11 protein-coding genes and 1 pseudogene are annotated in these 12999 nt (G+C 60.6%); 3 read left to right on the forward strand and 9 right to left on the reverse strand.

The genetic code is table 11. From position 1 onward, the window contains the following. Positions 1-20 precede the first annotated feature (20 nt). Entirely contained in the window at positions 21-392 is a 372-nt protein-coding gene (locus ACILSO_RS24615; protein ID WP_395740131.1) for a hypothetical protein, read from the reverse strand. A gap of 101 nt (positions 393-493) precedes the next feature. Between ACILSO_RS24615 and ACILSO_RS24620 the strand changes: the two genes are divergently transcribed. Beyond that, a complete protein-coding gene (locus ACILSO_RS24620) occupies positions 494-1414 on the forward strand; it encodes a LysR substrate-binding domain-containing protein (protein ID WP_395740132.1) in 921 nt (306 codons plus the stop codon). Positions 1415-1419: 5 nt separating this feature from the next. Here the strand turns inward: ACILSO_RS24620 and ACILSO_RS24625 are convergent, their stop codons facing one another. From ACILSO_RS24625 to ACILSO_RS24640, 4 genes are all read right to left on the reverse strand, one after another. Next, positions 1420-2304: a GH25 family lysozyme gene (locus tag ACILSO_RS24625; RefSeq protein ID WP_395740133.1), complete on the reverse strand. Its 885-nt coding sequence runs from the start codon at positions 2302-2304 to the stop codon at positions 1420-1422. 56 nt (positions 2305-2360) lie between these two features. Continuing rightward, positions 2361-2930 (reverse strand): hypothetical protein, encoded by a 570-nt coding sequence (locus tag ACILSO_RS24630; protein ID WP_395740134.1) that lies wholly within the window; start codon positions 2928-2930, stop codon positions 2361-2363. Positions 2931-3099: 169 nt separating this feature from the next. Then, the gene (locus ACILSO_RS24635) at positions 3100-4044 is read right to left on the reverse strand and encodes an alpha/beta hydrolase fold domain-containing protein (protein WP_395740135.1); all 945 of its coding nucleotides are present in this window, start codon (positions 4042-4044) and stop codon (positions 3100-3102) included. Between the two features lie 37 nt (positions 4045-4081). Next, the gene (locus ACILSO_RS24640; RefSeq protein ID WP_395740136.1) at positions 4082-5584 is read right to left on the reverse strand and encodes a sulfatase-like hydrolase/transferase; all 1503 of its coding nucleotides are present in this window, start codon (positions 5582-5584) and stop codon (positions 4082-4084) included. An 88-nt stretch (positions 5585-5672) separates the two neighbouring features. On the opposite strand from ACILSO_RS24640, the gene ACILSO_RS24645 reads away from it, so the two are divergent. Both ACILSO_RS24645 and ACILSO_RS24650 read left to right on the forward strand, forming a co-directional pair. Next, positions 5673-6089 carry a hypothetical protein gene (locus ACILSO_RS24645; protein WP_395740137.1) on the forward strand — a complete coding sequence of 139 codons (417 nt, stop codon included), beginning with the start codon at positions 5673-5675 and terminating at the stop codon, positions 6087-6089. Further along, a pseudogene (locus ACILSO_RS24650) lies at positions 6077-6610 on the forward strand (IS630 family transposase); the annotation flags it as partial. The gene ACILSO_RS24645 and the pseudogene ACILSO_RS24650, both read left to right, overlap by 13 nt. A 25-nt stretch (positions 6611-6635) precedes the next feature. Here ACILSO_RS24650 and ACILSO_RS24655 read toward each other — a convergent pair. From ACILSO_RS24655 to ACILSO_RS24670, 4 genes are all read right to left on the reverse strand, one after another. Next, positions 6636-8519, reverse strand: coding sequence for a sulfatase (locus tag ACILSO_RS24655; protein WP_395740138.1), 1884 nt, complete (start codon positions 8517-8519; stop codon positions 6636-6638). A 71-nt stretch (positions 8520-8590) separates the two neighbouring features. Further along, positions 8591-10162, reverse strand: a complete 1572-nt coding sequence (locus ACILSO_RS24660) for a hypothetical protein (protein ID WP_395740139.1) — start codon at positions 10160-10162, stop codon at positions 8591-8593. Continuing rightward, entirely contained in the window at positions 10159-11559 is a 1401-nt protein-coding gene (locus ACILSO_RS24665) for a sulfatase (RefSeq protein ID WP_395740140.1), read from the reverse strand. The genes ACILSO_RS24660 and ACILSO_RS24665 overlap by 4 nt, the downstream gene beginning before the upstream one ends. A gap of 26 nt (positions 11560-11585) precedes the next feature. Further along, positions 11586-12995, reverse strand: a complete 1410-nt coding sequence (locus ACILSO_RS24670; protein WP_395740141.1) for a hypothetical protein — start codon at positions 12993-12995, stop codon at positions 11586-11588. Between the last annotated feature and the right edge of the window lie 4 nt (positions 12996-12999).

Consider the following 12999-nt stretch of genomic DNA (forward strand, 5'->3'; position numbering starts at 1 on the left):
TGAAGGAAGGATGGATTGGTTTAAAAGACCAGCGTCTGCCAGCCTTCTGCCAGGTAACGGCGGATGCTTGCAAAACCGGGGGTGCCGGCCAGTGCGAAATCTTTGATCTCCGGCAGACCGCAGGCTTCGACTTCCTGCGTGGCACCAAAGACCGCCGAGCAGCCGCAGGAGGCCCCTGCGACGGACGGACGCACGGTATTGTAGAGACCATGGGCTGGATGCGTGGGCTTCGAGAACTCTGCAGGCCAGCGCACGCCGGTGCCGGCAAAGACGACGCTGACTTCGTCGTTCTTTTCCTGGGCTTCAGCCGCCAGGGCCAGGCCGTTGAAGGCGCGGCCGAGGGCTTCTTCGCCGTTTTTAGGATCCGATGTGATGATGATGGCAAGTTTCATGGAGTGATATGTTTTGTTTGGTTCGGTTCAGCTCCGTCTGGAGCGAGTGGAGACTGCGCGATGAATGAACCTGCGGGTAATGCCGCCTGTCTCTTGCCGTTATGCCAGATCTGCATATCCTCGGTGCCATGATGGACCGCATTAAAGCCCTTCTGACTGTGATCGAGGAAGGCAGCGTGAACCGCGCTGCGGTGCGGATGCGCATCACCCAGCCCGCGCTGAGCCGCCAGGTGCAGGCGCTGGAGCACGAGCTCGGAGGCAGGCTGCTGGAGCGGGAGAGCAGCGGCGTGAAACCCACAGGTCTGGGCCATGCCTTGGTCAAAGTCATGCGCCCGCTCGTGGAGAATTATGACGCCGCACTTGCCAGTCTGCGGCGGCAGGCACGTGGGGAGCACTCCGTGCTGCGCGTGGGTTATCTCGGTTCCGCGGCGCAGAGCACGCTGACGCCGGCGCTGGCCAGGCTGCGAAAATCACACCCGCAGGTGAAGCTGAAACTGCACGACATGTCCCCGCGCGAGCAGATCGACGGGCTGCGCGCTGGCGAGCTTGATCTCGCGCTTATCGGGCAGGAAGGTCTGCTGGCCGCGAGGGAGTTTCACAGCGCCAGACTCCGCTCATTGCATGTGTGCGTCGCCGTGGCAGACGGAGATCCGCTGGCGATGAAGAAAAGCGTCAAACTCAATGAGCTCAAAGGCCGCGATTTCATCGGTGTGGATGAGGACCAGGTGCCAGGCCGCAATCGCTGGACGGCGGCTTTGTGCAAGGCGTCAGGATTCAAGCCGCGCTTTGTCATCATCGTCGATGGTATCACCCATGTGCTGTCCCAGGTCGTCTCAGAGTCCGCCGTCACACTGCTGCCCGGTTACTTTGAAAAGCTGCAGCACCCTGGCGTGACGTTTGTGCCCGTGGCCGATGAAAACGCACGCTGGGACTGCATGGTGCTATGGCAGAAAGGCCGCGCACCCGCCGCCACCCGCGCGCTGGTGGATGCACTGAAGCAGGTCGCTGCGGCCTTGCAGTGATCCGGTCAATGCAGCGCCAGGCCGTGCTGCCGCCAGAAGGACTGCATGGCCGCATGGGAGCCGTTAAACACATTGCGCTCCACCGGGCGGTCCAGATTGCCAAAGTAGAGGCTGTTGCGGTTCATGCCGTGGTTGTACACTTTTGGCTGGGAGCGGCCATGGGACCAGTCCACACCGCCGTACTGCCACATGGCCCAGTCAGACCAGACCCCATACTGGTGCAGCAGGCCGTGCGGAGTGCCAGGAGCAGGGTACACCGGACCGGCGCCTCCATCATGCGAATAAAGCGCCACCCAGTAAGGCATGCGGCGCAGCTTTGCCTTCGTGGCAGGATCCGCGCTGCTGAGCATCTGCTTCAGGTGCGTGCTGTTCTCCAGATACGCCACCGGCACCACGCCGGTTCGGGCTTCCACGCGGTCCATGAAGCGCAGGATGTCCGACATCCGCGAGTTGGCGTCAAAGTCAGCGCATAGCAGCAGCGCCGGTGCATTCCACGTGCGACCGCGCGCCAGCGAGTGCGCGCGTGCGCAGAACTGGTCCGCCTGAGCCACGGCATCCACATGATTTTGCAGGCGGTAGTAAACGCCAGGCAGCATTCCGGCGCGGTCCGCCGCCGCCAGGAAATGCCCGCACTTCTCATCCAGATTTCCACCCTTGCCCGCCCGCGCGATCAGGGCGCTGGCCCCGTTGGCCCGCAGCGCGGAGACGTCATGCTGCGAATACCCCTGCCCAGGGCGCTGCTTTTCCTTGGGGTCATAAGCGGAGACATTGATCACCTGCGGCATGCCCCAGGAGGACATCGGTGGCGGGATGTCCGGCGGGCCGCCGGTGGGCGGTGTGGTGCAACTGGCAAGAGCAAGAAGTAGCGGAAGAAGAAGGTGCGGTTTCATTGCGAAGAAGATTCTTCATTCGTCCGCGTGCGCAACAAGGCGTTTCGCGGCAGCGCTTAGTCGATGCCAAAGTCATCGACGAAATGTTTGTTCTCGTCGTATTTTTCCTCCCGCAGACCGGTTTGCTGGAGCGTGATATGTTTGACGAGCAGGGCGATGTCCGCACGGGTCAGCACCTGGCGTTCTGCTTCCGTGAGGCGCTGCAGATTGCAGCGAGCGATCCAGTCAGACAAATCTCCGAGTGTTCGGAGCTGGCAGGGAAAGTCTTTGCCCAGCCCAAGCCAGCTTAAACCCGGCCATGCTTTCGCCTGGAGCTGCTGCCGGAGCTGCCGCCATTGCCGCCGACGGGCATGACGGTCAGCGAACACGTCCTCCAATTTTTTCTCCTTTGTGGCAGCTTCACTGACCATGGCTGAAGTTCGCAGGGCGTTTCTCAGCTGCACCCAGGCGGCCTCTTCTCTGGCCATCATGACCATGGCAGGGCCGTGCACCTGCGCTTCCAGTTTGGCGACCATGCAATCAATCACATCGCGAGGCGTGCGCATCTTTTCGGCCTCCTCGTTCAGGATCGAAATTTGAAACACTTCCTCAAAGGTTAAAACAAGTTCGACGCTGTCGAGGCCCATGGAGTTGTCTGGTCTTGGAAAGACGAGAAGACAACTTAAAAGACGCTGAACCCTCCTAGCCACCTATCGTTGATGACCCGGCACCCAGCGACTGCAGTATCCGGCATCCTGAGAGTTCTTAACATGCGGAGGCGTTGATCGACGAACAGGAGTTTCCATCCTGCCGGGATCACCGTGCCGCCGGAGGCACCAGATGCTTCACGAAGAAAGCAGTCGTCTGCCGATCAATCTCCGCAATCGTGGGCGATATCGCATCGCCGCTGAAGCCATGGCCTGCGCCTTTCGAGATGATGCATTCGATGGGCACACCCTTCGCCTGCGCGGCATCCCGCAAGGCGGTGGCATTGTGCACGGAGAGGACTTTGTCCGCATCGCCGTGTGCCACAAGGATGTCAGGGCTGTCTGCACGCAAAAGTTCGATGGGGCTGAGCTTCAGCGCCAGTTCTCGCTTCTCCACCAGCAGTCCACCCAGCAGGGGGATCATGCGTTGCGGCCGCTCGAAGTTTCCGCCCTTCATGCACTCCGCGTCCACAAACGACACCAGCGGGTAAAAGGCCGCCACGCAGCGCACCCTGGCGGCTGGTCCCTCGATCGTGGGATCGCAGGGATAGTCGCTGTCCTTTCCGAGTGCTGTCACCAGCGTGAGGTGCCCGCCTGCCGACGAACCGAAGGTCCCGATCCGCTCCGTGTCGATGCCATGCTCTGGCGCATGCTTCATCAGGAAGCGCAGCGCGTCCTTGCAGTCGGCCACTGCATCGCTGGCCAGCGTGGGTTTGCCATCCACCAGCCGATACTCGATGCTCGCGCAGGTAAATCCTTCCTGATTGAGACTGCGGATCACCCCGATGACGTCAGGACGCAGCACCTTGTACCGGTCTCCTCCGCCCCAGCCGCCGCCGTGGATGTACACCACGAGGGGTGACTTATCATGCTTCTTTGCCAGCGGCTGAAACAGCATCAGCTCCAGCTTCTTCTCTCCAACCTGCTTGAAGACGATGTTATCGACGATTTTTAGATCCGCGGGCAGCCGCGGAACAGCCTCGCGGTTCTTGCCCGCTGCGTTGGTGATCTGCGTGCTCAACAGCAGCGTAAGGAGAATGTGGAAGGGTTTCATGAGGGAGAGGGCGGGGTAAAAAATTCGCGGCGTGCGGCTACTCATCCGCGTCCGGCTTCGCGCCAGGCAGAGTGTCCAGAGGCACCGGAAAATCGCGTGTCAGCTTTTCATACAGCTGGCGCGACGCGTTCTTTTTGTCCGCATGTCCGGCGCTGACGTCTTTGATCTCGCCGATGTCATTCTGCACGTCATAAAATCCACCTCCGTCTGGATAAAGTGAGGCATCTTCACCCTTGCGGATCATCTTTCTCTGCAGCGTCACCGCGTCCAGCTTGTGGTCTCCGTTGCGGATGGACCACGCCTGGCGTCCCAGACGTCGAAAGAACAAAACCTCATGCGGGCTGCCCGCCTTTTTGCCCGTGAGAAAAGGCATCACATCCACACCGTCCATCACCCGGTCCTCCGGAACTTTCCCTCCGGCCAGATTCACCGTTGTGGTGAAGATGTCCATCGAGCTCACCACCGCCGTGGAATTGACTTCACCCTGCGGCAGTACACCGGGCCAGCTCATGACAAAAGGCACACGCACCCCACCCTCATACACGGAGCCCTTGCCGCTGCGCAGCGGCAGATTGACACCGCCGAGATCATTGGGTCGCGCCAGAGCAGCTCCGTTGTCGCTTAAATAAAAGATGAGCGTGTTCTCGCGCAGCCCTTCCTCCTTCAGCGTGTCCAGCAGGCGGCCCACGCCATCGTCCACCGCCAGCAGCATGGAAAGGTAGGTCAGCCGCAGCAGCTCCTGGTCGAGATCGGTGCCCTTGAAATTGCCGAAGTCAAAATTCGGCGCGGCATATGATGCCTTGCGGCCTTTGGCGGAAGTGTGCGTCTTCATCCGCTCAAAGGCGGCCTTGTAGCCTGGGTCGTGCTCCACGATGCGGCGCATCAGCGCCTCCTTGCTGCAAAAGGGGCTGTGCGGCGCGTGGTGGGCGATGTAGGCAAAGAACGGCTGCGTCTTGTGCTCGCGGATGAAGGCAATGGCTTCATCCGTGATCGCATCGGTCACATAGGGCCCGTAGTCGCGCATGCCTCCCGAAGACCAGGCCTTGGGGTGCGGCGTTTTCTTCATGAAGAAGTCTTGCGATGATGTCAGATAAGCTTGGTCAAACCCGCGTCCCTTTGGACTCAGCTCGCCCGTGCTGTCGCCATCGGGTCCGCAGTGCCATTTGCCAAACATCGCCGTCGCATAGCCCGTCCCTTGCAATGTACGCGGTATGAAGACCTCCTTGGCCGTGGCGAAGAAGCCGTTTTCCTCCACCGCAAACCGGCTGGCCGAGCGCCCCGTCAGCAGCGACTGCCGCGAAGGCCCGCAGGTGGAAAAGGCGACATAGCCATTTTTAAACACCACCCCCTCCTTCGCCAGCCGATCAAGATTCGGCGTCAGCGCCTGCTTCGAAGCCGGCAGCCCTTGAAAGCCCACATCAGCATAGCCTTGATCGTCCGTCAGAATGACGATCACATTGGGTTTGCCCTCCCGCGCTGAAACAGCGGAAGAGACAAAAGCAAAGCAGATGAGGAAACGAAGTGCAGCAGTAAGCTTCATGGCCGCGCTGAAACGCAACGCGCCATGATTTCTAGAGCATTTTAAATAATTATATAGCCGTAGTGGCGATTGCATGCTATGAAGGCACATGGCCACACTCTCCCTTGATTTGCGTGAACGCATCCTGAGTTCTTATGACAAAGGCGAAGGCAGCCGCGATGAGATTGCGCACCGCTTTCAGGTCTCCCTTGGCATGGTCAAAAAGCTCCTGCAGCAGCGGCGCCACACCGGATGCATCAAGCCACGGCATCACCTTGCCGGGCGCAAAAAGCTCATTGTGGCCGCACACCGCATGGCCATTCGGCAGCATCTCAAGGGCAAGCCCGACATGACACTGGCCGAACTGCGTGATGCATTGGGGCTGGAGTGCACCCTGCCTGCGATCCACTACGTGCTCGTGGACATGGGGCTGACATATAAAAAAAGACGCTCCGCGCTGCCGAACAAGAACGCGAAGACGTCCGCAAAGCGCGCCGCCTCTGGAAGCGCAAGCAAGGCGGGCTAGAGCCTTGGCGGCTGGTCTTTCTCGACGAGAGCGGTGCCAAGACCAACATGACCCGCCTGCGTGGCAGAGCTCCGCGCGGTCATCGGCTGCATGCAGCAGCGCCGTGTGGCCGGTGGCAGAGCACCACCATGATCTCCTCCATCCGTCTCGATGGCACCACGGCTTGCATGCACCTCTCTGGAGCGGCCGACACCGCCGCCTTCGTGGCTTACGTCGGCCAGGTGCTCTGCCCAACGTTGCGGCAGGGCGACATCGTTGTGATGGACAACCTCGCGGTGCACAAAAGTCCCGTAGTTTTGGAGCTGGTGAGGGCGGTTGGCGCTGAAGTGCGGTTCCTGCCCGCTTACTCACCGGATCTCAACCCGATTGAGAAGATGTGGAGCAAGATCAAGGGGCTGTTGCGCAGCGCGGAGGCACGCACGCCCGCGCAGCTTGATGAAGCCATCACCATGGCGTTCTCAAAAATCACGGCCAAAAACGCCATGGGTTGGTTTGCCTCTTGTGGCTATAGTATTTTTTAATATGCTCTAGCCAGCGTTCTCAGCCTCAAAACTCCGTCCGCGTGACCTTCGCGCCGTTTTCCGAGCGCACCTCGATCCAGTCGATCTCCACCGGCTTCTCCTGCATGGGCAGGTAAAGCCGAGCGATGCCCAGCGGTCCGGTGGCAGGAATCTCCACGCTGATTTCTTCCCAGCCGCCACCCTTCAGTGTGAAGACTGCGCGCTGCCCTTTGCCACCGGTGGGCAGCCAGTCAAAGTGGGAAGTTCCCGCCTTGGCCTTGATGCGGAATTTCGCTGTGGTCGGCCCGCTGTGCTTGCCAGCAGCAAACCCGAGGAAGCATTCAAAGCCTATGTTGGTCACATTCACGATGCCGTCCTTCACCGTGGCCTTGCAGTCGCGTGCCTTCCAGCCTTGCAGTGCGGGGTCACCATCGTCCTTGGCGGGGGCCTTGGCTTTCGCTTTGGCCTGCGGCTTGCCTTCGAGCTCCGGGTGATACTGCTTCAGATCAAAGGCCGGATTCGGCACGGGCACCACGGCATGGGTATCCTTGAGGAAGGTTTCGATCAGCGCGTCCAGCTCCTGCACGAGTTCGGGCTTCTGCGCGGCGAGGTTGCTCTTCTCGCTGGGATCGTCGTGCAGATTGAAAAGCAGGTGACGGTGCGCGCCATTCTCGCCGCCGTGAAAGAGGCGGATAAGCTTCCAGTCGCCGCGATGCACGGACACGCCGGGCGGCAGCCAGTCCGGCACATTGGGAGCCGTATGCGGGAAGTATTGGAAGACCGCCTTGCCAGGCAGATCGCCACCTTTCAGCGCGGGCAGAATGCTGTGGCCGTCAAAGATCTGTCCCTCCGCAGGCTGGATGGCGAGAGCTTCGAGCAGCGTGGGGTAGTAGTCCTCGCTCTGGATCAGCGCATCGCTGCGTGCTCCCGCCTTGGCAAGACCCGGCCAGACGATCACACCCGGTACGCGCGTGCCTCCCTCAAACAGGCAGGCTTTGCCCCCACGCAGCGGCGCATTGCTGGTGGGCGTGGTGCCGTCCACCTTGTCATACATGTTGCCACCGTTGTCCGCGGTGAAAATGATGATCGTGTTGTCCGCGATCTTGAGCCGGTCCAGCGCATCCAGCAGCGTGCCGATGGCATCGTCCATGCTCTCCACCATGGCTGCATACGTGGGGCTGTGCTGCGGATCAGCGGGATTCACACGCGCGCGATGTTTCTCGATCAGCGCCTTCTTCGCATCAAACGGCGCATGCACGCTGAACATCCAGTAGTTCATGTAAAACGGCCGGTCTTTGTGCTTCTCCATGAAGGCCACGGCCTCCTTGGCCATGCGGTCCTCGATATGCTGGTCCGGCACGTCCGGGTCAGCGTCAAAATCGGCAAACTTCCACGGTGCCACGTAGCTGCCCGCAGGTCCGGGCCCTGGATGGTGCGGCACATCCATATCAAAGCCCTGCTGCAGCGGTGAGTAGGGCTCGGGGCCCAGATGCCATTTGCCAAAATGGCCCGTGGCATAGCCTGCATCGTGCAGCGTCTCTGCCAGCGTGCGATATTCGGTCTTCAGACGCGTTGGCGGCGTGGGCTGGATCGCCTTTTGGTCTGCTGCTGATTTTTTTGGAAGCGTCGCTTCCAGCACCACCTGTGGCATGTGGCAGTTCGGCACGGTGATGCCCGTGCGGGCAGGGCTTAGCCCCGTGAGAATGGCGGAGCGCGTGGGCGAGCACAGCGGGCTGGCCGAATACGCCCGCGTGAAGGTCATGCCACGCTTCGCCAGCCGCTCCACGTTCGGCGTCTGGTAAAACTTTGTCGTGCCATACAGCGTCGTGTCGCTCCAGCCGAGATCATCCGCCAGAATGATGATGACATTCGGATGTGCCGCAAACAGCGGCGTGGATAGCGCGAGAAGACAGGCTAGAAGGCGAAGCATGACGGTGTGTTTAATGAAGCGGTGACAGTGATTTTTCAGCAAGCGCGGGGCGGCGGTTCAAATCTAGCAGCTCAGGGCGCTGCGGCATCCTCCTGCTGCAGCTCCTGCATGGCACGCACGGCCATGAGCTCACAGTTAAACCACATCGTGGGCCCGCCGGATTTCATGAGCCAGGTGAGATAGCGCCCCGGTGCCTTCTTGTTCTGCTGGCTGCGCACGAGAGTGCCCGCCAGCGCCCGTGCCTTTTGCAGATGCAGCCGGTCTCCAGTCACGCGATACGCCGCGAGGTAGGTGCGGATCAGTTTGGCAGAGCTGGCACAGACAGGGGCATAGCAGCGGTACTGCTCCAGCACGCAGGGCAGCAGCCAGCTTTTTGATTTTGCCGTGGCCTGGCCGTCGTCGTTCTGTCCGCCAGGACGAGTTTCAGGCGGCTGATCCCACATGACAAATTGATCCTCCGCAAAGCGCAGCAGATCGAGCGAGAGAGTCTTTTCCACCGGTGACACCTTGGTCTGGTTGAGCAGGTGAATGGCGAAATCGCAGGCCTCATGCTTGGTCAGGTTCTCGTATGGTGGCAGCGGTTTTACATCCTCAAACTGCCCCTGCCAGTTCCAGGTGCGCACGGGGTTGCGCATGATCCACGCCACGGCTTTATCACGCATGGCATCAAAGCGCCGCTCCTTCGTTGTATGGGCAAGATGATCGAGGAACTCGACGACCAGCGTGGGCACCAGCACATTGTCCGTGGCCGCACTGCCGTCCTTCGGTGTCACAAAAAGCAGCCAGCTGCCGTCCTCGCGCTGCTGTTTCTGGTAAGTCTCGGCGATGCGCACTGCGGCCTTCAGATACCTTTCATCCTGGGTCGCCTGATGCACATCCAGACAGTACCGTCCGGCCTCCGCACCGCAGTTGGTCATGTAGTTGGCCGGATTGATGTGTCCCTGCATCCGCTCGCGGAACTTGGTGGGATGATACGTCGGCGGATGAAAGGCCCAGGCAGACTCCGCGGGCTCGCAAAGCGCCAGCAGCGTGTCCGCCGCACGTCTCGCCGCCTGCAGTGCTTCAGCAGAATCCGCGGGTGCGGGCGTCTGCGTGGCATACACCGCCAGCGCCGAGGCTGCCGCACCGATGATCTTGGCAGGATAGCGGTAGAGATGGAACTGCTCGTCGATCTCGCCCGTGGTAAACCAACAGCGCAGATCTGGCGAATGCACCAGGGCATCCAGCGCCGTCCGCGCGCTCTCACTCCAGCTCTGGTCCACCTTGGCTTCACGGGATTGAAACACCGCTGCACGATGAAACGCGCGCGTCATCGCCTCGCCCATAATCGCACCACCTGCATCCAGCGCCTCCACCTTCAGCGTCGTTTTGCCGACGGGCACTCGCGTCCATACCGGAGAAAGCGGCACATTCGGCTTTGCGTCCTCAAACACCAGCTTTTCACCCGATGATGGGGTCAGTGTAAAGCGGTACGACTTGGCCCCCTCGACTTCCTTAAAATCAAACGCAGGTGCAAACTGAAACTGCACCGCCTCCTGATTCCAAAACGGCGCACCAGCGCGCACGGGCGTGGCGGATTCGCTCAGCGCCTGCTGCGCCATGATCTGGCACGGGAGTAAAAAGACGGCAAAAAAAGACTTCATGGCGAGGTGACGTTCTTCAAATGCGTCGTGAGCCGCTCCCGCATGCGCTTCATGCGCTCTGCCTGCGCCGGTTGGTCAGCGAGGTTGTGTAGTTCGTCCGGGTCGGTGCGCAGGTCGTACAAAAGCTCGCCGCCGTTTTGATCCCAGACAATGTAGCGAAACGCGTCCGTGCGCACACTGTGACCGATGAGCTTTGTGTTGGTGGCCACCATGGTGCTGACGGCTATCTGACGCCCCTTGGCGGCGGGATCATCGATAACGGGTTTCAGGCTGCGGCCCTGCAGGTGCTTGGGGCGCGGCAGCCCAGCGAGATCGCACAGCGTCGGATACACGTCGACCTGCTCCGCGAGTCCCGCGCGCACTCCCGGTTTGACCCCGGGCGCGGCAATGATGAGCGGCACGTGAGTTCCGGCTTCAAACAGCGTCTGCTTTGCCCACAGGCCATGTTCGCCCAACTGGTAGCCGTGGTCACCCGTGAGCACGACGATCGTGTTCTCTGCGAGCTTCAGCTCATTGAGCCTGGCGAGAACGCGGCCAATCTGCGAATCCACAAAACCCGTGGCTGCCAGATAGGCCTGCAGCGCATCAAGGGCTTCGTCATGCGTGGGCTCTGCGTAGCGGAAGACGTTGTTGTTGGGCCGCAACGATGACTGCGGCAGGTGCGTGAGCACCTCTCCTCCCTCACGATAAAACGGCGGCAGGCTGAGCCGGTTTTTGTCGATGGCTTCAAAGAACGCCCTTGGCGCCACATACGGGGTGTGCGGCCGGATGAAGCCCACTGCCAGAAAGAAGGTTTTCTCTTTAAAAGCATCCAGCGTGGCGATGGCATCATCGGCGATCTGATAGTCGGTAAAGTCAGCCGCCGGTCGTGCCGAGGCAGCGTAGGCGCGGTTGTAGCCCTCTCCCTTGGTGGTGCCGTGCGGCTTGTCACCAGGATCGTTCGCCGCCTTGGCTTCGACGAAATTTTCGGTGTCCTTGTGCAGCGCGGTGCGCAGTTCCACATCGAGCTTCGTCTTGGGGTCGGCCACATGGAAGACTTTTCCGATTCGCCCCGTGGCATAGCCATGATCCTTGAAATACTGCGGCAGCGTCACCACCTCAGGCAGCGCCTTTCTCAGGCTGGTCGTGAGATCCATCACGCCCGTTTTCTCCGGATAGCAGCCCGTCAGAAAGGAGCAGCGTGAAGGGTTGCACAGGGCAAACTGCGTGTAGGCATGCTCAAACCGCACACCACGCGCCGCCAGCGCATCCATGGCTGGAGTGTGCACGCTCGTGTTGCCATGGCATGAAAGGGTGGTCGTCAGATCATCGACAATGATGAACAGCACATTGGGACGCGCTGCGTGCAGCACAGGCGCGCCGAGCAGTGCCAGGAAGAGTATAAAAGAGCGCATCATTGGCGGCTGTGGAGTTTGGCTTTCGTTTACGGCTTTGTGCCCCCGCTTTTCTTGTGCAGCTCATCACATTTGGCGATGGCAGCTTTGAGCGGCGTGAGAATCGGATCAATGGGCTCCTCGTGGTCGCTGATAAAACCCTCGCGGTAGAGAGTGCCGCGCTGCTCGTAGGATGAGATTTCCCTGGCGTCTCCTTTCTTCAGGGCGGCCAGATAAGGCTGGCGCAGACCACGCACGTAGCCGCAGTGATGCCAGCCGATGAACCACGGCTGCGCAAATAACTTGGTCAGAGTCTCATCGTAGGTCTGGCCGAGCGCCTGATAAAACTCCGGGTTCCCGCCATTCATAGCGCTGTCCGGCCAGATGGGCTTGCAGGTCGTGTCCCCGTTGATGATGGGCAGGCCGCTCTCCTGATGCACGCTGGCGAGCGTGGCCACCTGCTCGTCGGCAGGGGCGTAATACTGCACGCTAATGACATCCACAAAGCCATGCATCTGCCGGAGGCTTTCCTTCCGTTCCGCAGGATGTTTGCGATCACGGTTCATGTTCAGCTTGTCACCCAGAATGAGATGGTGCGCGTCGTGTTTGCGAATGCTTCGGGCACGCTCCTCATACCAGCGGTGCATGAGGGCGGAGAGAAAAGCGCGGCTGTCGGCGGCAGCGGCATCGGGATTTCCCAGCTCGACCCATTGCGTGCAGGCGGCGATCTCATCCCAGCTTGTGGCTTTGAGCGCATACACTGCAGCCGCCTTGGCCGGGTCGGCGTGGCGCTTTTGCAGCAGGGAGATCCACGCCTGCTTGCCCGCGGCTGTGGCCGGTTGTAACATCAGGGCATGCACCCATGGGTGCAGCCTCTTTTGCGCAGGAGAGAGCTTCGCATAAGCCGGACTTCCTTCTTCATCATCCACCGTCCATGGCGGGCCGTCGGTATAAGCGTAGCCGAGCAGTCTAGGATCTTGCGCACGCGGTTTCACAAGCTTGTCAGCCACCGCGGCAAGCTCCACGAGGAAACGGTCGTCAAACACATCCGTCGGCCGCTTCGCAAACTGGCGCACCAGTTCCGCGCGCTTCATGTTCCAGCCCCACGGCACTTCGACTGGCAGATGGCACACGTAGTAGCCGCCGACTGCCTCCTGCAGGCTTCTGGAGAGCGGGTTGTGAAACCCCAGCGTGTTGAAACTCCATGCCTTGAAGTTCGCCGCCACGCGCGAGGCCCACTTTTTCACCGCCGCGGATTCATCGTCATACGAGCCGTCTCCACGGAAAATCTCTCCTCCATAAGTGGCGCGAACGAAGCTCGTATTGCGCGGACTCTGCCAGTAAACCGGCTCGACATGGTTGGCACCGATGGACAAGAACGTTTCTCCCGCCTGAGAGCGAAACCACCAGACACCTTCGATCTGGCAGAGGCTCACGGCTGGCTGCGCATCAGCAGCCATGACC

The sequence above is a fragment of the Prosthecobacter sp. genome, from assembly GCF_044226605.1.
In the GTDB taxonomy this organism is placed as follows: domain Bacteria; phylum Verrucomicrobiota; class Verrucomicrobiia; order Verrucomicrobiales; family Verrucomicrobiaceae; genus Prosthecobacter.

Bases quoted from the DNA above. Each gene is read 5' to 3' on its own strand.
- ACILSO_RS24615 (WP_395740131.1), bottom strand. From the start codon at position 392: ATGAAACTTGCCATCATCATCACATCGGATCCTAAAAACGGCGAAGAA.
- ACILSO_RS24620 (WP_395740132.1), top strand. From the start codon at position 494: ATGCCAGATCTGCATATCCTCGGTGCCATGATGGACCGCATTAAAGCC.
- ACILSO_RS24625 (WP_395740133.1), bottom strand. From the start codon at position 2,304: ATGAAACCGCACCTTCTTCTTCCGCTACTTCTTGCTCTTGCCAGTTGC.
- ACILSO_RS24630 (WP_395740134.1), bottom strand. From the start codon at position 2,930: ATGGGCCTCGACAGCGTCGAACTTGTTTTAACCTTTGAGGAAGTGTTT.
- ACILSO_RS24635 (WP_395740135.1), bottom strand. From the start codon at position 4,044: ATGAAACCCTTCCACATTCTCCTTACGCTGCTGTTGAGCACGCAGATC.
- ACILSO_RS24640 (WP_395740136.1), bottom strand. From the start codon at position 5,584: ATGAAGCTTACTGCTGCACTTCGTTTCCTCATCTGCTTTGCTTTTGTC.
- ACILSO_RS24645 (WP_395740137.1), top strand. From the start codon at position 5,673: ATGGCCACACTCTCCCTTGATTTGCGTGAACGCATCCTGAGTTCTTAT.
- ACILSO_RS24655 (WP_395740138.1), bottom strand. From the start codon at position 8,519: ATGCTTCGCCTTCTAGCCTGTCTTCTCGCGCTATCCACGCCGCTGTTT.
- ACILSO_RS24660 (WP_395740139.1), bottom strand. From the start codon at position 10,162: ATGAAGTCTTTTTTTGCCGTCTTTTTACTCCCGTGCCAGATCATGGCG.
- ACILSO_RS24665 (WP_395740140.1), bottom strand. From the start codon at position 11,559: ATGATGCGCTCTTTTATACTCTTCCTGGCACTGCTCGGCGCGCCTGTG.
- ACILSO_RS24670 (WP_395740141.1), bottom strand. From the start codon at position 12,995: ATGGCTGCTGATGCGCAGCCAGCCGTGAGCCTCTGCCAGATCGAAGGT.